Source organism: Gordonia terrae (genome assembly GCF_001698225.1).
Lineage (GTDB): Bacteria > Actinomycetota > Actinomycetes > Mycobacteriales > Mycobacteriaceae > Gordonia > Gordonia terrae.
This window is the reverse complement of the sequence record NZ_CP016594.1, coordinates 228,815-254,384: the sequence shown is the minus strand read 5'-3', so window position 1 is coordinate 254,384 and position 25,570 is coordinate 228,815. Positions and strand designations below refer to the sequence as shown.

Genomic DNA, 25,570 nt, shown 5'->3' with positions numbered 1-25,570 from the left:
TGTCGGTTCACACCAGCGCGAGTACTCGCGCCGGACCACCGGTGCCGCCGGCGAACCTCGGCGCGCCGACGACCACCGTCGAACCCTGCGCCGGAACGGCTTCCAGGTTCGCCATCGCCTCGACGGCGTATCGTCCGCTGCCGAGGATCGCGGTGTGGGCACCGGTGGCGCCGCGGATGTCGACGCTGAGCGTATCGGTCCCGATGGCCACGGCCCCCCGCTCGGTCACGAGCATGCCGACCGCGGCCGGCGAGAACCCGGCGGCATCCGCACCGCCGTTGCGTGGTCGCCACCCGGTGTGCAACGCGACCAGCGCGCCGCGAGGGATCGGCCCGTGAGTCGATTCCCATTCCGCGACATCACGTTCGGTCAACTGGGCCCGCCGGTCACGACGTGCCCTCGTCTCGATGCTGATCACCACCAGAGGTGCCACGAGGTCGGCCGGGTCGATGCGGTCGACGGTGATCCCGCGCCCGATCTTGTGGGCAGGGGCGTCGACGTGGGTACCGGTGTGCTCGGCGAACGAGACCCAGTTGGTCGAGAAGCCCGAATCTCTGCCCCGCACACGGGACGTCGGGACCGAGACCATGGGCGGATTGCCCGGCCACACCGGGAACGACGGCGACAGCGTGTGGGTGAGGTCGACGACCCGGCCGGCTGCCGCGCCGCCCGGCGCGCCTCGAGAGGGGGCAGCCAGGCCGGTTCCGGCCGCCATCGACGCCGAGATCCCGGTCGCCACACCGGCAGCCACCGTCAGCGCGGTTCGACGAGACATCCGACGGGCTTCGTCGTGGGCATGTCCGACGATCGCGTCGTCGCACACGGCTCAGCCGTTCCAGCGCACGCGCAGGATGCGATCCGAACCCTCACCGTCGCTGGTCGTCAGGACCAGAGAGCCGTCGGGGGCGACGGCCACCCCGCGCAGACGGCCGTGCGCGCCCTTCAAGGCCTCGGTCTCCGACACCACGCGTCGCCCGTCATCGGAGAGCTTCAGGAACACCAGTCGTTTGCCCTTCAGTGCCGTGAGCACGAGACCGCCGCTGTACTCGCCCCACCCGGTGTCGGGCAGGAAGGCGATACCCGGGAGGGCGATCGTCTGGTCGCCCGAACTCCACACCGGACCGATCGCACCCGGGACACGGACGGGATCGGTCATCGGCACCGACTCGTCGTAGATCACCGGCAGACGGTCGGGCTTGTATCCGTAGTTGCCGCCGGCGACGATCCGGTTGAGTTCGTCGTCGCGGGTCGTGCCCTGCTCGATGGCGTACACGCGACCCGTACCGGGTTGGACCGCCACACCCTGCACGTTGCGATGCCCGAGACTGTAGATCGGACTGCGGGGGTTCGGATTTCCCGGAGCGGGCGTCCCGTCGAGCTTGATGTGCAACACCTTGCCGCCCAGCGAGGTCCGGGACTGCGGAATCCACGGGGTGGCGTTGTCGCCGGTTCCGACCCAGAGGCTGTCCCCGGTGGCCGCGAGACCACAACCGCCGTGCCGCCCCGACGAGTTGACCGGGACCCCGCTCAGCACAGTGCGTTCACGGGCCATCTGGGTCCAGTCGGCGCCGACCCGCCAGGACACGACCTGGATGGTCTGACCGGTCTGCGGGAACTCGATCGGGATGTTCGACAGCGAACCGGGCGCCCCCGGCGCACCCGGCACGGTTGCCTCCGCCTGGCACGAGTACACGCGGCGGGTCTGTTCGAATCGCGGATCGATCGCGAGACCCATCAGCCCGGACTCGCCCTGCGCGAAGATGCGCGACAGGTCGGCACGGACGTTCACCCGCTGCCCGCCCGGGCGGACTGCGACGAACCGTCCCGACCGCTCTCCGGTCAGCACCGTTCCGTCCGGGGCCACCACGACGCCCCACGGGATGCTCAGTCCGTCGGCGACGGTGGTCACCCGCAGTGCGGGTGCCGCGTCGGCGGCGGGCGCGGACACCAGGGCGCCGACGAGGGCAGCCGAGACGGCCGCGGTCAGCACCCCCAGACGCGTCCGGCGGGATCGGGTTACGGGGTCTCTGCGCATGCGGGGGCTCCGGGTCACAGGGCTACCGTAACCACGCTCACACCGATCGGGCAGGACATCCGGCGTCTCGCCGCGTGACTCGTGCTCTCTGATCCGGAAGAACGACACAACCATTGCTCCCTGAGGTGCGAGGAGCGCAAGCGACGAGCCACGAAGGGTTTGGCGACGCATCTCACCAGGACCCTTCGTGACGGCCTCCGCAAGCTCCGGCCTCCTCAGGAGCAGTGGTCGGGCTCGCTCCGAGCACAACGGGTTCCTTCGGACGAGGGGTTCTCAGCGCCCCGGCAGGTACTTCAGCGCGCGGACGGCGGTCGGGGTGATGGCGCGGTAGATGCTCGTCGGGACCACCGGCATGCGGTCGATGCCGATGAAGCGCTGCTCGGCGATGGTCTGGGGCTCGGTGTACTTCAGCAGACCCTCGTCGCCGTGGCGGCGTCCCACTCCGGAGATGCCCATGCCGCCCATCGGAGCCGCCGTCGACGCCCACGCCGCCGCGTAACCCTCGTTGATGTTGACCGTCCCGGCCCGGAGCTGCTCGGCGACCTGCTGCGCCTCGGCACTGCTCCCGGCGAAGACACTGGCGTTCAGACCGTAGTCGGTGTCGTTGGCGAGCTTGATCGCCTCGTCGGTGGAGTCCACCGGGTAGATCGAGACGACGGGTCCGAAGGTCTCGTTCGCGAAGCACACCATGTCGTCGGTGACGTCGGTGAGGACCGTCGGCTCGAAGAAGAACGGCCCCAGATCGGCGCGTCGCTTGCCGCCGGCCAGTACCTTGGCACCCTTGGCGACCGCATCCTCCACGTGCGCCTCGGCGGTGTCGATCTGGGCGGCCGAGGCCAGGGACCCCATGTCGGCGGTGAAATCGTAGGAGGCCGACAGCTTCATCGTCGAGACGTACGCGGCGAACCGCTCGGCGAAGTCGTCGGCGATCTTCTTGTCGACGTAGATCCGTTCGATCGAGATGCACAGCTGCCCGGAGTTGGAGTACGCCGCCCGCGCCGCGCCCCGGACGGCGTTGGCGATGTCGGCGCTCGCGGTGACCACCATCGGGTTCTTGCCGCCGAGCTCTGCCGAGAATCCGATGAGCCTGCGCCCGGCCTGCTCGGCGAGGGTAGCCCCGGTTTCCGAGGAACCGGTGAACATCACGTAGTCGGTGGAGGCCATGATGGCCTGTCCGACAACGCCTCCCGGCCCGGGCACCACGGCGTAGAGCTCGCGCGGGAGACCTGCCTCGTAGAGCAACTCGGCCAGGGCCAGTGCGCAGTACGGAGTCTGGCTGTCGGGCTTGATGACCACGGCGTTGCCGGCGATCAGCGCCGCCACCGCGTCGGACACCGCCAGCGTGAGCGGGTAGTTCCACGGGCTGATGACGCCCACCACGCCCTTGGGCAGATACCGCACGCGTACGCTCGTCGCGCCCGGCAGCATGCCCTTGACCTTGCGGTCGGCCAACAGCTTGGGTCCGTTGGTCGCGTAGTGCCGCGCGGTGATCGAGACGTCGATGACCTCTTCTTGCGCGTAGATGCGCGCCTTGCCGGTCTCGGCCTGGGCGATGTCCATCAGCGATGCCGCGTTGCGGTGGACAAGCTCGGAGAAACGGTCGATGATCGCGGCGCGGTCGGCCGGCGTGCGAGCCGCCCACCCCTGCTGCGCCTGGCGGGCACGGGCGACCGCCACCTCGAGATCGTCCGCGGTGGCGACCGGGATGGTGGCCATCTCGGTCCCGCTGAACGCCTCCAGAACGGGGCGCGTCGGACGACTCGCGGCGTCGTCGATGGCGACGAGCGCACCCAGGCGAGCGAAATGGTCGGCGGTGGGCTTCGGCATGGCGGTGCTCCTCAGCGCTGTCGGATATCCGGTGTTCTGTTCGATGACGATCGTCGGTCTCGGCGACCGGGGGCTTGCTGGGGTCGGCCTCTACCGTGGCTCCGCCGCGACGAGCACGATGCCGTCGTCGTCGGAGTAGACGACGTCGCCGGGGGTGAACGTCTCGCCGCCGATGGTCAGCGGGACGTCGCGCTCACCGGCGCCGGTCTTGGTCGACTTGCGCGGGTTGGTGCCCAGGGCCTTGACCCCGATCTCCATCCCACCGATGGTCTTGGCGTCGCGGATGGCGCCGTTGACGATGATCCCGACCCAGCCGTTGGACCGGCCGAGTTCGGCGATCAGGTCTCCCACCAGCGCGGTGTGGACCGATGCGTCGCCGTCGACGACGAGCACCCCGCCGGGGTTGGACTCACCGAGGACCGACTTCAGCAGGGCGTTGTCCTGGAAGCATCGGACCGTCGACACCCGTCCGACGAACTCCCGGGTGCCGCCGAACTGGGTGAACTGGGTGTCACAGCTGCGGACATCGGCACCGATCTCGTCGACGAGATCGGCCGTCGGGGTGAAGGTGAGCTCGCTCATGCCGAACAGTTTAGGTGTAACCGCAAGTAGCTGGTTACTCGCGGGTAGGGAGCGATCGGACGCCATCGATGATCTCGGCGACGTCGTCGGGCCGTTCGGAGACGAGGAAGTGTCTCGCCCGCGGCAGAACGGCGATCCCACCGGCGTCGAGCACCTCGGCGTATCGCCGCTGCTTCCACTCCCAGAAGTGACGCCATCCGGGCAGCCTCGACGACGCCACGACGACGATCGTGGGGACACCGGGCATCGGCGCGGACCGGCGCAGACTGCGCAACGTCTGGTTCATCGACCCGAACGCGGCGTTCTCGACGAGCAGGGCGAGCAGATAGGGCGGCTGCCCGAAGACGTGGGTGCTCCACCGCTGCTGCTGCTCTCCGCGACCCTCGGGGGGAGCCGGCACCACACGGCTCCACACCTGGAAACTCGGCCAGCGGCGAATGCCGACGCGACTGGTCACCGCGCGCGCCGCGCCGACCAGCCGATGCGCGTTGCCGACACGGAACGACAGCGGGACGATCCGCCACGGCAACAACACGAACGACCCGTCGAGCACGACCACGCCAGCGGTCCGCTCCGGATACCGCCGAGCGAACGCCTCCACGTACAACGACGCCAGCGAATGACCCACGACGACAACCGGTTCGTCGACGCCACGCGCGTCGAGCACGGCGGCCATCCGCTCCACCTCGCCGAGCAGCGACGGATGGTGGCCCCGGCCGATGGGATCGGACAATCCGTAGCCCGGACGGTCGTACCGCAGGACCCGCCACGACGAGGAGAGTCGCGCGACCAGCGGATCGAGATCGAACCAGTTGCTCCCGAGCGCCGCCATGAGCAGCAGCGGCGGACCCGAACCCTCGTCGAGCACGTGGAGACGATGCTCCCCGACCGTCACGAACTCACCGGGTGACCTCAGATCGTTGTCGCGTGTCGTCTCGTGCACGCGTTCAGTGTGCCCGGGTGAGGCGGACGGCGTCGTCGGACGACGCGACCGGGCTCAGTGCGGTGAGTGATCAGCCGTCCTCATGAGAGTCCAGGCAGGTGCGCAGCTTTCGCAGGCCGTCCCTGATCCGCGACTTCGTGGTGGGCAGGGGCGTGTCCATGCGTGCGGCCACCTCCGGGTACGAGAGTCCCCCGAAGTACGACATCTCGAGGCTTCCGCGCTGCAGATCGGTGAGGTGTCCGAGGCAGGTGCGCACCGCGTTCACCTCCGCCGTGCGGACCACGGCCTCCAACGGAAGATTCTGCGTCGCTTCGGGTTCCACGCTCCTGACCCCGTACTCCGACATTCTCTCGGTCTGCATGTTCTCGGTGCGGACCCGGTCGACGGCGCGACGGTGCGCGATGGTCATCATCCAGGTGATCACCGACCCACGTGCGGGTTCGTAGTCGACGGCCTGTTGCCAGTACTGCAGGTAGGCCTCCTGGACCACCTCTTCGGCGTAGTGCCGGTCACGGACCACCCGGACGGCCAGGCCGTAGATCCGGGAACTGGTCAGATCGTAGAGGCGTGTGAACGCCGCGCGATCCCCGTCGGCCACCAGAGCCAGCAGGTCGCTGAGCACCTGCGATTCGCCCCCGCCCCCATGATCCGCATCCGCGGTCGCGTCGCTCTCCCTCGGCGCCACGGGTTCAGCGGCTGCCGGCTCGAGGTCGAGGCACGTGCCGACTCAGAGGCTCCGCGAGAACCGTCGCCGTGAACGGAATTTGACCCGGGTGCATGTCAACGACGGCCCGCCCGAGGGTCCTGCTGTACGGGCTCTTGGAGGATCATCCGGGGCACCTCTCGTCAGACGGCGGGGGTCGTGAAGTAGGTCGTTCGACCCTAGCCCGTCGTTACACATTGTGATCTGTTGTAGCCCGTTGTGACGACAGCAGCCCTTCGGAGAGCCAGGACCATTCAACGACGGCGGAGTGCTACCCAAAACCTCCCCCCGGTGAACTGCATGTGACATCCACATGCCCGGAATCGGCGCGCACACCTGGCCGTCGGGGTACGTCGCCCGCCCTCCGCGATGACGACCTTCGTGGTCGAACACCCCGAGGCGACGTTTCTGGTCGATCCGGGCTTCTGCCGGGACGCTCATCTCCGGGCGCTACCCGAGCTCCCGACGGTTCTGCGCCCGTTGATCACCCCGCCCCGCTCGACGATCAGCACGGCCGAGGGTCTCGAGCTGCGGCCGTTGCGCCGGACCCCCGACCTCGACGGCCCACCGGTGTCGACGTTCACGTCGAGCCACGACCTGTTCGGCGACGGCTCGGTGACGATCGTCGACCTCGCCGGGCACACCCCGGAAAGCGTCGGGGTCCTCGACTCAGGCGTCCTGCGGCTTCGCGAGCGGGAACGCCAGCGACTCTCGGATGGATTGCCCGGTGATGAGCATGACCACCCGGTCGACGCCGACGCCGAGACCACCGGTGGGCGGCATCGCGTATTCGAGCGCCTGCAGGAAGTCCTCGTCGAGCTCCATGGCCTCGGGGTCCCCGTCGGCCGCCAGGATCGACTGTTCGGTGAGACGTTTGCGCTGTTCGACCGGGTCGGTGAGTTCGGTGTAGGCCGTGCCGAGTTCGACGCCCCAGGCGACGAGGTCCCATCGCTCCGCGACGCCCGGCTTGGTCCGGTGTGCGCGCGTGAGCGGCGATGTCGACGTCGGGAAGTCGGTGTAGAAGGTCGGGAACGTGGTCCGGTCCTCGCCGAGATGCTCGTAGAGCTCCAGCACGATCTGCCCCGCATCCCAATCCGGCCGGTGGTTGATCTCGAGGCGATCGCACACCGCGCGCAACTCCTCGACGGAGGTCTCCGGCGTGATCTCCTGCTCCGCACCTTCCGACACCACCTGGTGGACGGTCTTGACCGGCCACTCCCCCGAGATGTCCACACGCTCTTCGTTTCCGTCGGCGTCGGTGCGCACGATCACCGGCTCCCCGTAGGCCGCCGTCGCCGCGTGCTGGATCATCTCGCGGGTGAGGTCGAGCATCTTGAGGTAATCACTGTGCGCCTCATACGCTTCCAGGCTCGTGAACTCCGGGTTGTGACTGAAGTCCACGCCCTCGTTGCGGAAGTTGCGACCGATCTCGAAGACCTTCTCGACGCCACCGACGCAGAGTCTCTTGAGGTAGAGCTCGGGAGCGATGCGCAGATACAGGTCGAGGTTGTAGGCGTTGATGTGCGTCTGGAACGGGGTCGCGTTGGCGCCGCCGTGGATCTGTTGCAGGATCGGCGTCTCCACCTCCAGGTAGCCACGCGCGGAGAGGAAGTCGCGCAGCGACTTCACGACGAGGCTGCGGGTGGCGAGCGATGCTCGCGTCTGCTCGTTGATCGCCAGGTCGACATAGCGCTGGCGGACACGCGCTTCCGGATCGGTGAGGCCGGCCCATTTGTCGGGTAGCGGACGCAGGCACTTGCCGTTGATCCGCCAGGCGTCGATCAGGATCGACAGTTCACCCTTGCGGCTGGTGCCCACGACGCCACGCGCCTGGATGAGGTCGCCGAGGTCGACGTCTGTGCCGAAATCGGGGGTTCCCGGGATCACCCGAGAGTCCTCGACCAGCACCTGGACCTCGCCGGACCAGTCGTGGACGTCGGCGAACACGACCTTGCCGAAGTCGCGGAGCCGCGTCACGCGGCCGGCGACGGTGACGACCGTTCCCTCGGGCTCGGCCTTGGCCTGCGCGATCGTGTGGGTGGGCTGATCTGCCGGCGGGTACGGATCGAAACCCCGCTCGACGAGCCGGTCCATCTTCTCGAGCCGGACACGGACCTGTTCCGGTCGATGGACGACCGCACCCTCGGGGGTGGCCGTCTCGGCTTCGAGCTCGGCGATGAGGGCGGGGGCGTCGACACCGGGCGGGATCGACGGCGGCCCCTGCGTGTAGTGCTTGGCCCGGCCGAACCGGGGCAACGTGATGAAACCCTCGGTCACGATGGCGGCCAGGCCCACCCGGGGCAGAATCCGACTGTCCTCGAAGCACAGGTAGCGCGACTGCCAGTCCGGCAGGTATTTCGCGTTCGACTTGTACAGCGACTCCATCTGGAAGAACCGCGAGCCGAACATCAGCACCGAATAGCCCATCCGCATCACCGGTCCGGCACCGATCTGGGGTCCCTGTTCGAAGAACGCGCGGAACGCGGCGAAGTTGAGCGACACCTCGGTGATGCCCAACTGCTCTGAGTCACGGCACAATTCGGCGACCATCGTCTCCACGACACCATTCGGTCCGTGCCGGTCACGACGCATCAGGTCGAGTGAGACGCCACGACGCCCCCACGGAACGAACGACAGCATGCCGACGACCCGTTCGCCGGGTTCGCCTTCGTCCAGCACGGCCTCGACCAGCAGGCAGTCGCCGTCCGCGGGGTCACCGATGCGCGAGAGCGCCATCGCGAAGCCGCGTTCCTCGTCGGTGTCGCGCCAGTCGTCGGCGCGCGCGACGATCTGCGCCATCTCGGTGTCGCCGATCTCGTTGTGCCGTCGGATGCGGACGCCGACCCCGGCACGGCGGGTGCGGGTCACGGCCTGGCGCACCGCCTTCATCGCCGACCCGCTGAGGCTGAACTCGCGCGTGTGCAGGATGGCCTCGTCGCCGATGTTGAGCGAGACGAAGCCGGCGGCGTCGAAGGCGGCCGCCCCGCGCGGGCTCGACCCCATCGACGCCGGGTGCCACCCGTACTTCTCGCAGAGCGTGAGGAATTCGGCGATGGCGTCGGGCCACGACTCCGGGTCGCCGATCGGGTCACCGCCCGCGAGTCCGACGCCGACCTCCACGCGGTAGGTGATGGCCGCGCGGCCGTCGGGTGAGAACACCACGGCCTTGTCGCGCCGGGTCGAGAAGTACGCCAGCGAGTCGTCGTCGTTGAACCGCGCGATCAGTGCGCGGATGAGTGCTTCGTCCTCGGCGGTGATGAGCCAGCGCAGCCGCTGCGACCGGAACAGCACGATCGCCGCCGCGATCAGCGCCAGCGCACCGAACAACCCGAGCAACCCGTTGACGAAGAGGTGCGTGTGCCGGCCGTCGAACGACGCGTCCTGGTCGATGGCACCGAAGGCGACAACCCGGTTGAACGCGTAGGGCAACCGGTCGCCCCGGGTCAGCGTGTGCGGGAACGCCCATACCAGCGCCCAGCCCAGCAGCGTCGCGATGACCAGTCCGGCGATGAGGGTGCCGAACGCCGCGGGGATCGCCCCCTTGCGGACCCGCGTGTAGAACTGGCGATAGGTGGAGAGCAGGAACATCAACGCGAGGGCGTCGATGAACAGGCCGAGGTAGATGTTGGTGCGGTCCCATGCCGTGACTCCGAGGTCGTCCTCGAGCGCCGGTATCAGATACAGGACGTTGGCCGTCATGAACAGCACGAGATAGACGACGCTGATCCACCAGGCGATCCGCTTGCGCGCCGACAGGGCGACCGCGAGGAGCGCGAGGACGAACGCCCAGGCGAAACTGGTGTCGGGCAGGGTGATGATGTAGTCGTCGACGTAGCGTCGCGGGTCGTGTATCAGATGCCGGATCGCGGGAAAGAGACTGGACAACAACGCGATAGCGGCGAGGACACCGACGACGGTGCCCGCGACGTGCGGTGCGCGGGTCCCGAACCCCGTGGGGCGCCTGATCTTGTCGAGGAGCGCCAGGGAACGACGATCGGCCGCGGTGGGTGCGCGCGAGGTACCGATGTGGTGCTCGTCGGGGTTCTCGGGGTCGACCGGCGCGAGGGGGGTGTCGGTGGCCATGCGTAAACGGTAGTCGGGAACGGGGATCTGTCCCGGCACTCCACGCGGTTCGGCCATGTCCGGCTCAGATCGTCTCGCCTCGGCGCATGTCGTCGCAGCTCCGACCGGGGTGGCCGCGCACGCCCGGTACCGGCATGATCGAAGCCGTGTACGACGTGACGATCCGCGACGAGTCCATCCGCCTCGGCCAGTTCCTCAAGCTCGCGAACCTGATCGAGTCCGGGGCCGAGGCCAAGGAGGTGATCGCCGACGGCCTGGTCACCGTCAACGACGAGGTGGAGACCCGGCGGGGCCGGCAGCTGGCGATCGGCGACGTGGTGTCCGTCGGCGGGATGAGCGTACGAGTCGCCTCGGAGAGCGACGAGCAGCCCGCCCCCTGACTAGGTCCGAACGCCGAACCGTCTGAGTTCGGCGGGGGTGATGAGGCGTTCCGCTTCAGCGGGGAACACCGGCGTGGAGGGGCGGCCCCCGAGTCGCCCACCGGTGAGCGAGTTCAGCAGGGAGCCCCGGCGGGGTGCATGAAAGGTGTCAGCCAACTTCATGACCAATCACTTCCTGATACTTCACATTCGTTACAACGGACTCAAACTTTGTTCTACTGTAGCGGCTGATCCGGATCATGTCGCCGGACTTTCGCGTGGCTTTCGCCACGTCCCCCCGACCACCGACACGTGTGGATCTCGCTCGTCCGGGTCTCGGAGTGGCGAGTGCCGCACACGACGGCTAGATCGATCGTCGCACGCGAAGCGTTACCGCGCGGGGAGCGACGCGCCCCTCACCTGCATGAATGACCCAGGCGTCGTCCGTGGCCTCATCGGGGCCGGCACCGGGAGGCGTTCCCGACGCCCTTCTCATCCCGCGGAGCTCACCCGTCGGCGGCGGATCCGCTTCACGACGAACCAGGCGATCATGAGGACCAGTACGACGATCACGATGTTCGACAGCACGCCGCTCCAGCGTTCCAGCGCCGGAGCGATGGCCGGGCCGAACCCGAAACCGATCCCGATCCACAGCGCGTTCCACACCCCCGAACCCAGCGTCGTATAGGCGGTGAAGCGCCAGAACGGCATCTTCTCGATGCCGGCGGGTATCGAGACGAACGATCGCACGAGCGGTACGCACCGCCCGAGCAGAACCGCCAGCCCGCCCCAGCGGACGAAGTACTCCTCCGCCTTGTCGAAGTCGTCGTAGTCCAACAGCGGGAGCCGTCCGACGAGACGTCGGGTGCGATCGCGCCCCAGAGCGGCACCGATCCAGTACCAGAGCCAGGCGCCGACGAGCGAACCGACGGTCGCGGCCGCCCAGGCGAGCCAGACGTTCATGCGGCCCTCGTAGGCGAGGAACCCGGCGCCGGGAAGGACCGCTTCGGACGGGATGGGCGGCAGGAAGGTCTCGAGCAGGATCGCCACCCCGACGCCCAGCTCCCCGAGCGTGTCCATCAGGTCGAGGATCCAGCCGATGAAACCGCTGTGACCCTGGGACGGGTCGGTCTGGGCGAGTACGGCGGCGAGCTGCGTTGACAAGGATTGAGTCCGTCTGTCCGAGGGCGGGCGGGTGGCTGGTCTCCGGCATCGGTGACCGCCTCGGCCGCCACTCTAGCCGGGCGTCCGATTCATCCGGTTTCGGCACAGGTCAGCCGACCGGCATCCCTCACGCGAGGCCGGCGAGGAAGCGATTGGCCCACTGCACCGCCGTCACCCCGGGACGGACCTCGAAGTCGCGATAGGTGCCGTGGGATCCGGACTGCAGGAAGCGGTTGAACGACCTGATCTGTTCGCGGGCCCGCTCGTCGCCGAGTTCCTGCACGATCTCCCCGGGACCACCGAGGGTGAGCAGTTCGGCGAGGATCGCCCCCGCCTCCGCCTGGTACTGGCCGATCTGGCTCGGCGTCGGGTCACTGGTCTCCGCGAGGTAACCGACGATCCGAGTCACGTAGTAGTCGCGGGGCACGTTGCAGTAGACGTCGGTGGGTTCGCAGATCGTGAACGCCCTCGGCAGTACCCAACCCATGCTGTCGAGGCGCGGTCCGCCGCTGCCTTCGCCGCGTAGCGGCGGGCCGACCAGGTTGTCGCGCTTGGACCGGCGCGGGTCGGCGATCAGCACGACGCCGGCCACCTGACCCGGCTTGATGGCTGCGCGTCCGGTGCCGATCTCGGAGGCGAGGTCGCCGGCGGCGTCGGCGCCCTGGCTGTAACCCACCAGCGCGATCCGGGTGCCAGGGCATCGGCGCAGCATCTGCAGGGCCAGTCCGGTGGTGTTCGCCACGGCCTGTGCCTTCGACTTCCCGTAGATCGCCTTCTCCCAGGGGAACGCCGTGGCGTCGTATCCGACGTACTGCACACGGGTCTCCGGTCCGAGCCCCGCGGTGACCTCGGCGAGAAGGCCCGGATTGGCACCGTTGGACCAGGTGCCGGGCACGGCGAGCACATAGATCTCCGGGCACCCGCGCGGCGCGGCGTCGGCTTTCGGAAGGGCGAGGCCACCTCCGGCCAAGACGGCGCACAGCAGCGCGCACACGGTCGCGACGATCCGACGCATGGTCCGTTCCCTTCGTACTGGCCGGTGAGGGCCGGCCGACAGCGATGAGGCGAGTGTAGGACCGGCGACCCGCCGATGCGTTGCGGCCCGCGGAACACCCGAGGAACGCTGACCCCGCCCCGGTCGCAGGGCCGGGAGACACCTACCCGACACGCCTGTCCCCTACACGCAGAACTCCCGCCCACCCTCAAGCGGGTGAGCGGGAGTTCGGTGGGGTTCTGTGCGACCGCGCGATCAGCGCTGCGCGACCTGCGTGGGCACGATCGGTGCCGGCAGGTCCGACGCCCCGGTGAGGAACTTGTCGGCGGCCGCGGCGGCCGACCGGCCCTCGGCGATTGCCCACACGATGAGCGACTGCCCGCGGCCGGCGTCGCCGGCAACGAAGACACCCGGCTGTCCGACAGCAGCGAAGCTGTTGTCGCGCTTCACGTTCCCGCGGGGATCGTATTCGACGCCCATCTTGTCGAGGAGATCCTCGCGCTCGGGACCGACGAAGCCCATGGCGAGCAGCACCAGATCGGCCTCGAGTTCGAAGTCCGAACCCTCGACCTTCTCGAAGCGACCGTCGCGCATCTGAACCTCGTGCGCCTTGAGCCCGGTGACCTTGCCGTCCTCGCCGGTGAACTGCTCGGTGTTGACCGAGAAGACGCGCTCGCCGCCCTCTTCGTGAGCCGACGACACGCGGTACATCAGCGGGTAGGTCGGCCACGGGGTCGACTCGGCACGCTCGATCGGCGGCTTCGGCATGATCTCGAACTGGTGGACGATCTCGGCGCCCTGGCGCAGCGAGGTGCCCAGGCAGTCGGCACCGGTGTCGCCACCACCGATGATGATGACCTTCTTGCCCTTCGCCGAGATCTGGCCCTCGACGTCGTCGCCGAGCTGCACCCGGTTGGCCTGCGGCAGGAACTCCATCGCCTGATGGATGCCGTCGAGCTCACGCCCGGGGATCGGCAGGTCACGGCCGATGGTCGAACCGTTGGCGAGGATCACCGCGTCGAAGTCGGCGCGGAGCTGCTCGACCGTGACGTCGACGCCCACGTTGACGCCGGTGCGGAAGACGGTGCCCTCGGCCTCCATCTGCGCCAGACGGCGGTCGATGTGGCGCTTCTCCATCTTGAACTCGGGGATTCCGTAGCGGAGCAGACCGCCGATGCGATCGGCCCGCTCGAACAGGGTCACGTCGTGCCCGGCACGCGTGAGCTGCTGCGCCGCAGCCAGTCCCGCGGGGCCGGAGCCCACGACGGCCACCGACTTGCCGGTCTTCTCCGACGGCAGGACCGGGGTGACCCAGCCGTTGTCGAAGGCGTTGTCGATGATCTCGACCTCGACCTGCTTGATGGTGACCGGCGGCTGGTTGATCCCCAACACGCACGACGCCTCGCACGGAGCCGGGCACAGACGGCCGGTGAACTCCGGGAAGTTGTTCGTCGCGTGCAGACGCTCGATACCGTCGCGCCACTGGTCCTTGTAGACCAGGTCGTTCCACTCGGGGATGAGGTTCCCCAGCGGGCAGCCGTTGTGGCAGAACGGGATACCGCAGTCCATGCAGCGGCTCGCCTGCGTCTTCAGGTGGCCCTTGTCGAAGTCGGTGTAGACCTCTTTCCAGTCCAGCAGACGCAGTTCCACCGGACGGCGGTCGGGCAGCTCCCGCTCGGGGTGCTTGAGGAATCCTCTGGGGTCAGCCACGTGCGGCCTCCATGATCGCTTCGTTCACGTCTCGCCCGGACTTCTCCGCGTCGGAGATGGCCAGCAACACACGCTTGAAATCGCGCGGCATGACCTTGGCGAACTTGGTCTGGGCGGTGTCCCAGTCGCCGAGAAGTGCGGCGGCAACCGGGGAATCGGTCTCGGCACGGTGTTCGTCGATGATCGCGGCGAGGAACTCGATGTCCTCGTCGACGAGCGGCTCGAGGTCGACGAGCTCGGTGTTGAGATTGTCGGCCAGCTTGCCCTCGGGGTCGTAGACGAAGGCCATACCGCCGGACATGCCCGCCGCGAAGTTGCGGCCGGTCTCACCGAGGACGACGACGCGCCCGCCGGTCATGTACTCGCAACCGTGGTCACCCACGCCCTCGACGACCGCCGTGACACCCGAGTTGCGGACGCAGAAGCGTTCGCCCACGATGCCGCGCAGGAAGATCTTGCCCGCGGTGGCACCGAACCCGATCACGTTGCCGGCGATGATGTTGTGCTCGGCGACGAAGTCGGCCGGCGCATTGCGTGCCGGACGGACCACCAGACGACCGCCCGACAATCCCTTGCCGACGAAGTCGTTGGCGTCACCCTCGAGGCGCAGCGTGACACCCTTCGGCACGAAGGCGCCGAAGCTGTTGCCCGCCGAACCGGTGAAGTCGACGATGATCGTCCCGTCGGGGAGACCCTGTGCACCATAGGCCTTGGTGACCTCGTGGCCCAGCATCGTGCCGACGGTGCGGTTCACGTTGGTGATCTTCGAGGTGAAGGACACCCGGGTCCCGTGGTCGATCGCCTCACGACTCTGTGCGATCAGCTGCTGATCGAGCGCCTTGTCCAGTGCATGGTCCTGCACGCCCGAGCAGTACAGATCCTGGTTCATGAAGGGCGATTCCGGCATCGTCAGGATCGACGACAGGTCGAGCTTGCCGGCCTTCTCGGACTTCCAGTGCGCCAGCGCCTTGGTGGTGTCCAGGGCCTCGACGTGACCGACGGCTTCCTGCAGGGTGCGGAAGCCGAGGCGCGCCAGGAGTTCCCGGACCTCTTCGGCGATGAACAGGAAGAAGTTCTCGACGAACTCCGGCTTGCCCGCGAAACGCTCACGCAGGAGCGGGTTCTGGGTCGCCACGCCCACGGGGCAGGTGTCCAGGTGGCAGACGCGCATCATGATGCAGCCGGAGACCACCAGCGGTGCGGTCGCGAAGCCGAATTCCTCGCCACCGAGGAGGGCGGCGACGACGACGTCCCGGCCGGTCTTGAGCTGGCCGTCGACCTGCACCACGATGCGGTCGCGCAATCCGTTGAGCAGCAGGGTCTGCTGGGTCTCGGCGAGGCCGATCTCCCAGGGCGCCCCGGCGTGCTTCATCGAGGTCAGCGGGGTGGCACCGGTGCCACCGTCGTGACCGGAGATGAGGACCACGTCCGCGTGCGCCTTCGACACGCCCGCCGCGACGGTGCCCACGCCGACCTCGCTGACGAGCTTCACGTGGATGCGCGCCTTGGGGTTGGCGTTCTTCAGGTCGTGGATCAGCTGAGCGAGATCCTCGATCGAGTAGATGTCGTGGTGCGGCGGCGGCGAGATCAGCCCGACGCCGGGCGTCGAACCGCGGACCTCGGCGACCCACGGGTACACCTTGTGCGGCGGGAGCTGGCCGCCCTCACCGGGCTTGGCGCCCTGCGCCATCTTGATCTGGATGTCGGTGCAGTTCGACAGATAGTGCGAGGTGACGCCGAAGCGTCCCGACGCGACCTGCTTGATCGCGCTGCGCCGCCAGTCGCCGTTCTCGTCGTGGTGGAAGCGACGCGGATCCTCGCCGCCCTCACCCGAATTGGACCGGCCGCCGAGACGGTTCATGGCGATGGCCAGGGTCTCGTGGGCCTCGGCGGAGATCGAGCCGAAGCTCATCGCGCCGGTCGAGAAGCGCTTGACGATCTCGCTCGCCGGCTCGACCTTCTCGATCGGGATCGGGTCGCGATCACCGAAGTTGAAGTCGAACAGGCCACGCAGCGAGGCCATCTGGCGGGACTGGTCGTCGACCAGCTTGGTGTACTCCTTGAACACCTTGTACTGGCCGGTGCGCGTGGAGTGCTGGAGCTTGAACACCGTGTCCGGGTTGAACAGGTGGTATTCGCCCTCACGACGCCACTGGTACTCGCCGCCCACCTCGAGCTCGCGGTGCGCCCGCTCGGAGGGACGGTCGGAGAACGCCAGCGCGTGCCGCACCGCGACGTCGGCGGCGATCTCGTCGAGGCCGATGCCGTCGAGCTGGCTGTTGAGGCCGGTGAAGAACTCGTCGACCGTCTCCTGCGACAGACCGATCACCTGGAAGAGCTGTGCGCCGGTGTAGGAGGCGAGGGTCGAGATGCCCATCTTGCTCATCACCTTGAGCACACCCTTGCCGGCGGCCTTGATGTAGTTCTTCTGCGCCGTGGCCAGGTCGAGGTTGCCGAGCACACCGCGCTCGATCATGTCCTCGATCGACTCGAAGGCCATGTACGGGTTGACCGCTGCGGCACCGAAGCCGACGAGCGCGGCGACATGGTGGACCTCGCGGCAGTCGCCGGACTCGACGATCAGGCCGGCCTGGGTCCGCTTGCGCTCGCGCACGAGATGGTGGTGCACCGCGGCGGTGAGGAGCAGCGACGGGATCGGGTGCGTAGGTCTCGTCGGACTCGCGGTCGGACAGGATCACCAGGTTCGCGCCGTCGTCGATCGCGGCACTGACCTTGGCACGCACCTCGTCGAGCGCCGTGCGCAGTCCGGCACCGCCCTCGGCCACCGGGTAGAGGCCGTGGATGTGGACGCTGCGGAAACCGGGCAGCGCGTCGTTGGTGTTGATCTCCACCAGCTTGGCGAGAGTGTCGTTGTCGAGAACCGGCGACGTCAGCTCGATCTGCCGGCACGACTCGGGGCCGGGATTCAGCAGGTCGGCCTCGGTGCCGATGGTGCCGCCGACGCTGGTGACGATCTCCTCGCGGATCGCGTCGAGCGGCGGGTTGGTCACCTGGGCGAACAGCTGCTGGAAGTAGTCGAACAGCATGCGCGGGCGCTTGGAGAGCACCGCGATCGGGGTGTCGGTGCCCATCGAGCCGAGTGCCTCGGCACCGGTCTTGGCCATCGGCGCGACCAGGAGGTCGAGTTCTTCACGGGTGTAACCGAAGACCTGCTGCCGCAGCGCGACTCGGTCATGCGGCATGTGCTGGTGCGGCGGTGCCTCGATGTCGTCGACCGGGACCAGTCCCTGCTCGAGCCACTCCCCGTAGGGATGCTCGGCGGCGAGCTCGTCCTTGATCTCCTCGTCGTCGACGATGCGGCCGGCCGCGGTGTCCACGAGGAACATGCGGCCCGGCTGCAGACGCATCTTCTGCACGACGTCGGAGTGGTCGATGTCGAGCACGCCGACCTCGGAGGCCATGACGACCAGTCCGTCCTTGGTGACCCAGATACGGCTGGGGCGCAAGCCGTTCCGGTCGAGCACGGCGCCCACGACGGTGCCGTCGGTGAAGCAGACCGACGCCGGCCCGTCCCACGGCTCCATCAGCGCGGAGTGGTAGCGGTAGAACGCCCGATGCTCGGGCTTCATCGACTCGTGACGCTCCCATGCCTCGGGAATCATCATGAGAACGGCGTGCGGGAGGCTGCGTCCGCCGAGGTGGAGCAGCTCGAGCACCTCGTCGAAGCGCGCGGTGTCCGACGCACCGGGGGTGCAGATCGGGAAGATCTTCGACGCCGCGTCGGCCCCGAAGGCCTCGGTGTCGATGAGCGCCTCGCGGGCCCGCATCCAGTTCTCGTTGCCGGTGACGGTGTTGATCTCGCCGTTGTGGGCGACGCGGCGGAACGGATGCGCCAGCGGCCACGACGGGAAGGTGTTGGTGGAGAAGCGCGAATGCACCAGACCGAGCGAGCTCTCGACGCGCGAGTCCTGCAGGTCGACGTAGAACTCCCGCAGCTGCGGGGTCGTCAGCATGCCCTTGTAGACGAAGGTGCGTCCGGACAGGCTGGGGAAGTACACGGTCTCGCGGCCCGGGCCGTCGGCGCCTGCACCCTTGTTGCCGAGCTCGTACTGCACGCGCTTGCGCACGACGTAGGCGCGACGCTCGAGCTCCATGCCCTCTGCCCCGCCGACGAACACCTGGCGGAAGGTCGGCATGGCGTCGCGGGCGAGCGCTCCGAGCGAGCTCTCGTTGGTGGGCACCTCGCGCCATCCGAGCAGGGTCAGGCCCTCGGCCTCGATGACCTTCTCCACGCCCTCACAGGCGAGGCGCGCGTCCTCCGAGCCCTGGGGCAGGAAGGCGATACCGGTCGCGTAGCTGCCCTCGGCGGGCAGCTCGAAGTCCACGGTCTCCCGCAGGAAGCGGTCCGGGACCTGGATCATGATCCCGGCACCGTCACCGGTGTTCGGCTCGGCGCCCGCGGCGCCGCGGTGCTCGAGATTCACCAACGCCATGATCGCCTTGTCGACGATGTTGCGACTGCGCCGCCCATGCATGTCCACGACGAACGCCACGCCGCACGAGTCGTGCTCGTTGCGTGGGTCGTAGAGACCCACCGGTCCCGGAGCCTGCTTCATAGTTCGCCTCACTTTGCGCACGAGGGGTGCACGCACTACCCGTCGTCAATGTCTGGGGCCACACCCGGCCGTGTCGGACCGCGGACCACGATGTCCCCGGCGTCGTCGTCATCCACCCGCATCGGGGCTGACCTGGGCAGAGCCGACGATCACAGCGGCGGTGAGTCCCGGTCAGCGCCGTTGCTGACGGTCCCTTCGGGCCGCATCGTCGGGGCCCGAACCACCCTGCTCATCGCAGCTACCGCGCGCAGCACGCCAGAGCGCCCCCGGGCAGCCGTATGAGCATTGTGAGCCATTTTTCCACGCGAAGGGCCGAGTCAAGAAATCCGGCTACCACAATGGCACCGCAGGTGCACGTCAGACGGGAATCGGGCGTTTCGAGGACTCCTCCGCATGACTCTCCGCGAAGCCGTCGATGTCGGTTGCGACGCCGTCGTCGGTCGCGGTCGGATTGCGGCCCGATCTCACCCTGGACGATCACCCACCCGGATGGCGTCGGGCATCTACCGTCAGGTGATGAGTGTCGCTGTGCCCGCGGGCGAACCCGTCGCAGACCCGGTCCTCGTCGAGCATCCGTTCGGCCGCCTCGGCGTCGATCCACATGGTTCGCGGCGCTCCCGCGCGGTCAACGCCTACCTGGCCCGCGTCACCTGGCCGATGATGGCGGCGGCCGGGGTCAGTCATCCACGGGTGACGGCGCAGATGATCCAGCGGACCCGCCCGGCCCTCAATCGGACGATCGAGCGCCTCAACCCGCCTCCGGCCAACACCCGGGTGGAGATCGTGCGCGAGGGCTTCCGCGGCGGCCAGGTCCGCGGCGAATGGGTGACCGGCCGGCACGCGAGCGCCCCGTCTCCCGGCTCTCGGATCATCTACTACCTGCACGGAAGCGGGTATGTCGTGTGTTCGCCGCGGACGCACCGGGGCCTCGTCGGACGGCTCGGCAACCGGACCGGCCTGCCGGCGTTCAGCCTGGACTACCGACTCGCCCCGGAACACGCCTGGCCGTGCGCGGGCAACGACACCATCCGCGGCTATCGCTGGCTGCTGTCTCAGGGGTATCGCGCCGAGGACATCGTGATCGCGGGCGACTCCGCCGGTGGCCACCTCGCGCTCGACCTGCTCGCCGTCAACCACGCGACGGGCACCCCGCAGCCGGGTTCGATGGTGCTGTTCTCACCGCTCTACGACCCCACTTTCGAACTGGCCGTGCGCAATCAACGGACCGGAGTCCGCGATCCGATCATCGACGCGGTGCCCGCCCGGAAGATCCTGCGGCTCTACACCCGGACCGCGGCGCCCGATCATCCCCGGATGCGGGTTCGGCTCACCCCGGACATGGCCCTGCCCAACACGCTCATCCAGTACGGCGCACGCGAGGTGATGGGCGCCGACGCCCGCGCCACGCACGACGAGATCACCGGCGCCGGCGGGGTTTCGGTGATCCAGGCATGGCCGGATCAGGGCCACGTCTTCCAACTGATCCCCCGCTTGTCGGCCGAAGCGCGTTCGGCCATCGACATCGCGGCCCGGTTCATCGAGGTGACGGCCCCGGACCGTCAGTAGCCCCGCACCCGCACACCCACCCCTTTTCCGCAAACCCACCACGCGCGGACGGGGTGAGTTCACGGAAACAGGGTGGGTTTGTCGTCAGGCCGGGTCCGCGAGCCAGGCTCCATGGAGTCCGGCCGGGACGCGGATCGGGAGTTCGACGGTGGCGACCGGTCCGGCCGTCGGCTCGTCGGCGGCGAGAAGGTAGAAATACGAACGCATGTCGGCGGGGTCGGTGCCGATCGCGCCCCAGTGATCGCCGTCTGCGCCCGGGATGTAGATCGGCTCGCCGATGGCGGTCCCGGGACTCCAGTAGGTCTCTGTTCCGGCGGCGAGGTCGTGGAACCAGAGGCTGTCGGTGGCGCCACTGTCCCTCGGCCCCTTGGCCACCGTCGCGACCCGATGGTGATCCCGGGTGAGCAGTCGGTCGTCGACCCGCGGGAACTCCATGTTGAAGGCGTTGTCGCTGATCGTGTTCCGCGTGATCGAGCCGTCCGGGCGGATGATCGCCCGGGTGAGTGCCGACGTCGCCGGCCGCGGTTCGTCGGCGAACCCTCCCGGGTAGCTCCATTCGACGTAGTCGACGATGACGCCGTCGTCTGGTCCCGGGCCGTCGAAGGCGTTGGCGAAGTGCCACACCCAGAACGGGTCGGTGTGCACCCAGCGCACCGGACCGCCGTCGCGCGGGATGAGCGCGATGCGCGTGCCGTCGTCGGGTTGCCAGGACAGCAGCGACCCGCCGGTCATCACGCCTTCGAGGTCGAAGATCAACGGGCACACGAAGAGAACGAGGTATCGGGATGTCAAGGCCATGTCGTGGATCATCACCGGCTTGTCGAGTCCGTCGACCGGGGTGGGGCCGGTGGTCGTCGTCCCGTCCGCGGACACCACCGACCACGTCAGGTATGGCGCCTCGAGGCCGTAGTTGAACAAGACCATCTCGCCGGTCGCCGGGTCGATCTTCGGGTGGGCGGTACTACCCACCCGCATCGCCCCGGAGCAGTCGGTCTTGGCCAGGGTGGCCAGCGACGACGGCTCGAGCAGGTAGGGCTGGTCGGATTCGGCCATCGCCATCAGTCGTCCGCCGTGCCGGACGATATTGATGTCGGGCAGTTCGCGGTATGTGCCGGCCAGTTCGTCACCCACCACGCTTGCCGGCGGCGTGTATCCGTCGGTGAGTCCCGACCAGAGAGCATGTCCGGCAGCCTCTTCCGCGATCACCATCGGGGTCCGGACGAACCGGTTGGTGTACCCGACGCGACCGTCGGAGATGCTGATCCGATGCACCATGCCGTCGCCGTCGAGGGGATAGACGAACGAGCCGATCGGATCGAAGCGAGGGTTGGGCCCGTTGCGTAGGTAGCTGCCGTGTAGGCCCGCCGGGATCTCGCCGGAGACGGGCAGATCGGCGACATCGACCTCGTCGCGCTGCGGCGCGAAGACACCGGTGAGGTGGGCGTGGTGGGCCATGTCGACGGGAGCGGGGGTGGGGGGCGTTGCGATGGTCATCGGAGTTCCTCTGGGCTGGTCGAAATTGGTTGCGTCGCGGCGGTTCAGCCGGCGGCCGGTGCGGTGGAGTCGGCGGGCGCGCTGGGCGCTGCGTCGGCGATGGCCCGGGTCCGCTTGACCGCGAACACGATCAGCGCGATCGGGACGACCCAGTTGAGCAGGATGTTGCCGGGGTGGCTGCCTGATACCGACGCCGACGACGCCAGGAACCCGGCGACGATGTGCGAGCAACCCATGAGTGCGATCGCACCGGCCCACAGGAGGCTGATCTGGCGGTTCTTGGCACGGAACACGGGCGAGTGCCACAGCGCGGGGTCGACGGACTCCCGGGCATATTGCTCGGTGAACGGGACCGTGAACGCGGACACCGCCATGACCGCGGCGAGGACGAACGCCGAACCGCCACGCCCGAAGAACACGAGTGCCTCGTCGACCCCGTGGTCGCCGAAGACGCCGATGAGCGCGATGACACCGAACAGGACGACCCCGGCGACGTCGATGATCTTCCATCCACCACCCGTGCGGACCGCCTCGTAGATGGTGACGGCCAGGGCCAGTGCGCACGCGGCGAGCGCGGCGAGCGTGACGTGGTCGGCGCCCAGGCGTTCGGCCGACCAGGCGAATACGAACCACGGGGCGAGTCCCAGGATCATCGACTTGGCGTTCACGGTGTGTTCTCCTTCGGTACGGCCGAGGTGGGTCCTCGTTGGGGTACACCTACTGTCCGCCGCGCCGATGACGCGTACATCTGCGTCATGACGGAGAAATCGCCGCCAACCGTGCGGAGTTCGATCAGTTCTGCTGCCGACCCACGACGAACGCGGCGAGTTCGACGCGGGTGCGCAGGCCGAGCTTGGCCAGGGCGTGCGAGACGTGGGTCTGCACCGTGCGGGTCGAGATGAACAGACGGTCGGCGATCTCGCCTCCGCTCATACCGGTCGCGACCAGCTCGGCAACGGTCGTCTCGGTCTTGGTGAGACTCTCCCAGCCGTGCGTCGGCCGGTCCCGTGCGGCGGGGTCGAGCCGAATCCCCAACGGCCGCAACCGGGATGCCACGCGCGTCGAGCTGGTGGCGGCGCCCATCGCGCGCGTCAGGCGCATCGCACGTCGGGCGAGGTCGCGGCCGCGGTCCCGATCTCCCGCCATCGCCGCCGCACAGGCGGCCTCCTCCCACACGCATGCTTCGGATTGCCGGTCTCCGACGGTCTGCAGGATGTCGGCATGCTCGTCGGCGGCGGCCACGATCGTCAGCGGGTTCTCGTCGTGGAGCGCCACGGCGCACATCGCGCGGGCCACCGCGACGGGGCCGGACATCGGCCACGCGGGTGGGATCGGGATGTCGTCGAGACCGTCGAGAACACTCCCGAGCAGCGCGGTGTCGCCGGCGCGGACGCCGATCCGCGCGGTTCCCAGCGCGACGGTGGGCAGCCAGGAACAGAGGTTCAGACGGCGGCCGTCATCCCAGGCGGCACCGGCCGTCGTCGCGGCCGCGCGCAGCTTCCGGTTCGCCTCGTGCAGCAGGGCCCGGGCGTGGGCGGGCACCGGGAATCCGAACTGATTGGGCAGGCCCGTCCCGTCCCACGCGTCGAGCCGGGTCGACGCGGTCGCGAGGTCGCCACGGAGCACGTCGACCATGGCCCGACCGCCGACCGCCATCGACTTCCAGCCCATGTCCGCGGAGTCCGCGCGGTCCAGGCCGGCGTCGAAGGACGCGGCCGAGTCGTCGAGGTCGCCGAGCCCCACCGCGATCCCACCGCGGGTGAACTCGTGATACGCGGTCATCCAGTCGGTTCCCCGGCTCGAACGCAACCGAGCGGCGCCCGCGAGCAGGTCCGCCGCGGCGGCCGGGCCGTGCGCGTACTGCTCGATCAGTGAGGGCCAGATGTCGGCGGACGACGTGGACAACGTGCCGGCGGCAGATTCCTCGGCGTCGCGTCGCGAGGCGAGCAACGCCGTGCGCAGCGCGTCGTCCACCTCGCCACGCAGGAACAGGCGGAGCGCCTCGGCGATCAGGCCGGACACCGAGCGGGTCGACGCATCCAGGTCGACGTCGAAGAACGGGGTGTCCGGGGCGGGGGCACGCCCGTCGAGAAGGCCGACGTAGTGCCGCAGATCGGTGAGCGTGCCGACGACATCGTCACCCACGGGGAGCTTCAGGGTCTCATCGATCAGACTCCGGACCCGGTCGGTCTCGCCCTGGGCTATCAACGCGAACAACAGGATTCGGTGGAGGTCGGCGATCTCGGCAATCTCGGTCGCCGACGCCATGCCGTCCTCGGCGACCCGAGACGCGCGGTCCAGCTGACCGGTGCGGGCGAGGGCGAGGGCGAGGGCGGTGTTCACCCCGGCCGGCGGGCGCGCGGTACGCGTGGCCAGGGTCTCGAGGAGCTCGGCCGCGACGGCCGGTGTGCTGGCGAGTTCACTCTCCGCCCGGCGCACCGCGGCGAACATCGCGGATTCGTCACTCCCCGAGGCGATCCGGTGATGCGCCACGGACTGCGGGTTGTGCCGGGTGCTGGGATGACTGGCGATCGCATCGTGCAGCACCGAACGTAACATCGGATCGAGGTGCCCGTAGGTGACGTCGGCATACAGGTCGTGGGTGAACCGCAAAGCTCCCGCATCGTCGACGGCGATGATCCCCGCGTCGATCGCCGACTGCGCCGCCCCGACGAGCGAGGCGGGCGGAACGGCGTCGACCGCGGCCAGTTGGGCGAGTGTCGCCGGGCCACCCCACACCGCCAGTTTCTGGGTCAGTTCGCGCGCGCGGCCGTCGAGCAGTGCGACATGCTCGGCGATCGCGTCCTCGAGCCCGCTCGGCATACCCGCCCGGGTGCGGGCATCGACCGACGCACGGCCGTCGGCGATCCGCAGGCCACCCGACTGCTGGAGGGCGCGCAGAACCGAGATCACGTGCATCGGATTGCCTCCCGATGCGTCGAGGAGTCCGAGCAGTTCGTCATCCGGCGCGGCACCGACGATCTCGGCCGAGATGCGGCGGACCTCGTCGACGCCCAGCGGTGGCAACGACCATTCGCCGACCTCCGCGCGTGCCACGAGCCGGTTCAGCAGGTCCCGTTCCGGTAGCGGCCGGCGACCGACGAGGAGCGTCAGCGGCAGGACCCGGGTTGCGGTCACGAGACGAGACAACAGTTCCAGGGTCGCGGCGTCGGCGTGATGCGCGTCGTCGACGACGAGCACCAGCGGACCACCGGCGCACAGCGCGTCCACGCGCGCATACAGGTCGTCCTCGAAGCCGTCGGGCACCGGGTTGGGCAGATCGACGTCGAGCAACTGCCCCGCGAGCCCGAACGGCTGGCGCCACGACAGTTCGTCCGCCCGAACCGTCCGGACGGATCCGTCGGCGGCCGACGCCAATTCCCGCAAGGTGTGGGTCTTGCCGGCCCCCGGTCCGGCGGTGATCACGCAGACTCCGCGACGGGCTGTTCCCGGTTCCCGCTGGGCGGTCGCGACGACGTCGCGCATCTCGTCGACCACCTCGCGACGGTCAGCGGAATGAGACGCGAGCACGG

General features: G+C 68.7%; 15 protein-coding genes and 1 pseudogene. 2 read left to right on the top strand and 14 right to left on the bottom strand.

The window, feature by feature from the left end:
- Nucleotides 1-7 precede the first annotated feature (7 nt).
- From BCM27_RS01185 to lysX, 7 genes are all read right to left on the bottom strand, one after another.
- A complete protein-coding gene (locus BCM27_RS01185; protein ID WP_004021437.1) occupies nucleotides 8-823 on the bottom strand; it encodes a cyclase family protein in 816 nt (271 codons plus the stop codon).
- Nucleotides 824-826: 3 nt separating this feature from the next.
- Nucleotides 827-2,035, bottom strand: a complete 1,209-nt coding sequence (locus BCM27_RS01180) for a PQQ-dependent sugar dehydrogenase (RefSeq protein WP_110117391.1) — start codon at nucleotides 2,033-2,035, stop codon at nucleotides 827-829.
- A gap of 273 nt (nucleotides 2,036-2,308) precedes the next feature.
- Nucleotides 2,309-3,862, bottom strand: a complete 1,554-nt coding sequence (locus BCM27_RS01175; protein WP_004021439.1) for a succinic semialdehyde dehydrogenase — start codon at nucleotides 3,860-3,862, stop codon at nucleotides 2,309-2,311.
- 90 nt (nucleotides 3,863-3,952) lie between these two features.
- Nucleotides 3,953-4,444, bottom strand: a complete 492-nt coding sequence (gene rraA, locus BCM27_RS01170) for a ribonuclease E activity regulator RraA (RefSeq protein WP_033204714.1) — start codon at nucleotides 4,442-4,444, stop codon at nucleotides 3,953-3,955.
- Between the two features lie 34 nt (nucleotides 4,445-4,478).
- Complete coding sequence (locus BCM27_RS01165) at nucleotides 4,479-5,387, bottom strand: alpha/beta fold hydrolase (RefSeq protein ID WP_004021441.1); 909 nt, start codon at nucleotides 5,385-5,387, stop codon at nucleotides 4,479-4,481.
- A gap of 70 nt (nucleotides 5,388-5,457) precedes the next feature.
- Nucleotides 5,458-6,072: an ECF RNA polymerase sigma factor SigK gene (sigK, locus tag BCM27_RS01160; RefSeq protein WP_004021442.1), complete on the bottom strand. Its 615-nt coding sequence runs from the start codon at nucleotides 6,070-6,072 to the stop codon at nucleotides 5,458-5,460.
- Nucleotides 6,073-6,759: 687 nt separating this feature from the next.
- The gene (gene lysX / locus BCM27_RS01150) at nucleotides 6,760-10,173 is read right to left on the bottom strand and encodes a bifunctional lysylphosphatidylglycerol synthetase/lysine--tRNA ligase LysX (protein WP_033204767.1); all 3,414 of its coding nucleotides are present in this window, start codon (nucleotides 10,171-10,173) and stop codon (nucleotides 6,760-6,762) included.
- Between the two features lie 134 nt (nucleotides 10,174-10,307).
- Here lysX and BCM27_RS01145 point away from each other — a divergent pair, with 134 nt between their 5' ends.
- Nucleotides 10,308-10,553 carry an RNA-binding S4 domain-containing protein gene (locus BCM27_RS01145; protein ID WP_004021444.1) on the top strand — a complete coding sequence of 82 codons (246 nt, stop codon included), beginning with the start codon at nucleotides 10,308-10,310 and terminating at the stop codon, nucleotides 10,551-10,553.
- A 471-nt stretch (nucleotides 10,554-11,024) separates the two neighbouring features.
- Here BCM27_RS01145 and BCM27_RS01140 read toward each other — a convergent pair whose 3' ends face one another.
- The 4 genes and pseudogenes from BCM27_RS01140 to gltB all read right to left on the bottom strand — a co-directional run bounded on the left by BCM27_RS01140 (nucleotide 11,025) and on the right by gltB (nucleotide 18,977).
- Nucleotides 11,025-11,696 (bottom strand): DedA family protein, encoded by a 672-nt coding sequence (locus tag BCM27_RS01140; protein ID WP_004021445.1) that lies wholly within the window; start codon nucleotides 11,694-11,696, stop codon nucleotides 11,025-11,027.
- 127 nt (nucleotides 11,697-11,823) lie between these two features.
- Nucleotides 11,824-12,711 (bottom strand): cutinase family protein, encoded by an 888-nt coding sequence (locus BCM27_RS01135; protein WP_004021446.1) that lies wholly within the window; start codon nucleotides 12,709-12,711, stop codon nucleotides 11,824-11,826.
- Between the two features lie 234 nt (nucleotides 12,712-12,945).
- Nucleotides 12,946-14,400 (bottom strand): glutamate synthase subunit beta, encoded by a 1,455-nt coding sequence (locus BCM27_RS01130; protein WP_004021447.1) that lies wholly within the window; start codon nucleotides 14,398-14,400, stop codon nucleotides 12,946-12,948.
- Nucleotides 14,393-18,977 (bottom strand): annotated as a pseudogene (gene gltB / locus BCM27_RS01125) (glutamate synthase large subunit). The gene BCM27_RS01130 and the pseudogene gltB overlap by 8 nt, the downstream one beginning before the upstream one ends.
- Before the next feature lie 516 nt (nucleotides 18,978-19,493).
- On the opposite strand from gltB, the gene BCM27_RS01120 reads away from it, so the two are divergent.
- The gene (locus tag BCM27_RS01120; protein WP_033204764.1) at nucleotides 19,494-20,543 is read left to right on the top strand and encodes an alpha/beta hydrolase fold domain-containing protein; all 1,050 of its coding nucleotides are present in this window, start codon (nucleotides 19,494-19,496) and stop codon (nucleotides 20,541-20,543) included.
- A gap of 84 nt (nucleotides 20,544-20,627) precedes the next feature.
- On the opposite strand, the gene BCM27_RS01115 is transcribed toward BCM27_RS01120, so the two are convergent.
- The 3 genes from BCM27_RS01115 to BCM27_RS26180 form a co-directional block, all read right to left on the bottom strand.
- Complete coding sequence (locus BCM27_RS01115) at nucleotides 20,628-22,037, bottom strand: carotenoid oxygenase family protein (protein WP_004021450.1); 1,410 nt, start codon at nucleotides 22,035-22,037, stop codon at nucleotides 20,628-20,630.
- Nucleotides 22,038-22,081: 44 nt separating this feature from the next.
- On the bottom strand, nucleotides 22,082-22,705 hold the full coding sequence (locus tag BCM27_RS01110; protein ID WP_004021451.1) for a hypothetical protein: 624 nt from the start codon (nucleotides 22,703-22,705) through the stop codon (nucleotides 22,082-22,084).
- Between the two features lie 124 nt (nucleotides 22,706-22,829).
- Nucleotides 22,830-25,568 (bottom strand): helix-turn-helix transcriptional regulator, encoded by a 2,739-nt coding sequence (locus tag BCM27_RS26180; protein ID WP_033204709.1) that lies wholly within the window; start codon nucleotides 25,566-25,568, stop codon nucleotides 22,830-22,832.
- Nucleotides 25,569-25,570: the final 2 nt, after the last annotated feature.

Excerpts from the sequence above, each read along its gene's own strand:
- BCM27_RS01180 (WP_110117391.1), bottom strand. The coding sequence starts at position 2,035 with ATGCGCAGAGACCCCGTAACCCGATCCCGCCGGACGCGTCTGGGGGTG.
- BCM27_RS01175 (WP_004021439.1), bottom strand. The coding sequence starts at position 3,862 with ATGCCGAAGCCCACCGCCGACCATTTCGCTCGCCTGGGTGCGCTCGTC.
- rraA (WP_033204714.1), bottom strand. The coding sequence starts at position 4,444 with ATGAGCGAGCTCACCTTCACCCCGACGGCCGATCTCGTCGACGAGATC.
- lysX (WP_033204767.1), bottom strand. The coding sequence starts at position 10,173 with ATGGCCACCGACACCCCCCTCGCGCCGGTCGACCCCGAGAACCCCGAC.
- BCM27_RS01145 (WP_004021444.1), top strand. The coding sequence starts at position 10,308 with ATGATCGAAGCCGTGTACGACGTGACGATCCGCGACGAGTCCATCCGC.
- BCM27_RS01135 (WP_004021446.1), bottom strand. The coding sequence starts at position 12,711 with ATGCGTCGGATCGTCGCGACCGTGTGCGCGCTGCTGTGCGCCGTCTTG.
- BCM27_RS01120 (WP_033204764.1), top strand. The coding sequence starts at position 19,494 with ATGAGTGTCGCTGTGCCCGCGGGCGAACCCGTCGCAGACCCGGTCCTC.
- BCM27_RS01115 (WP_004021450.1), bottom strand. The coding sequence starts at position 22,037 with ATGACCATCGCAACGCCCCCCACCCCCGCTCCCGTCGACATGGCCCAC.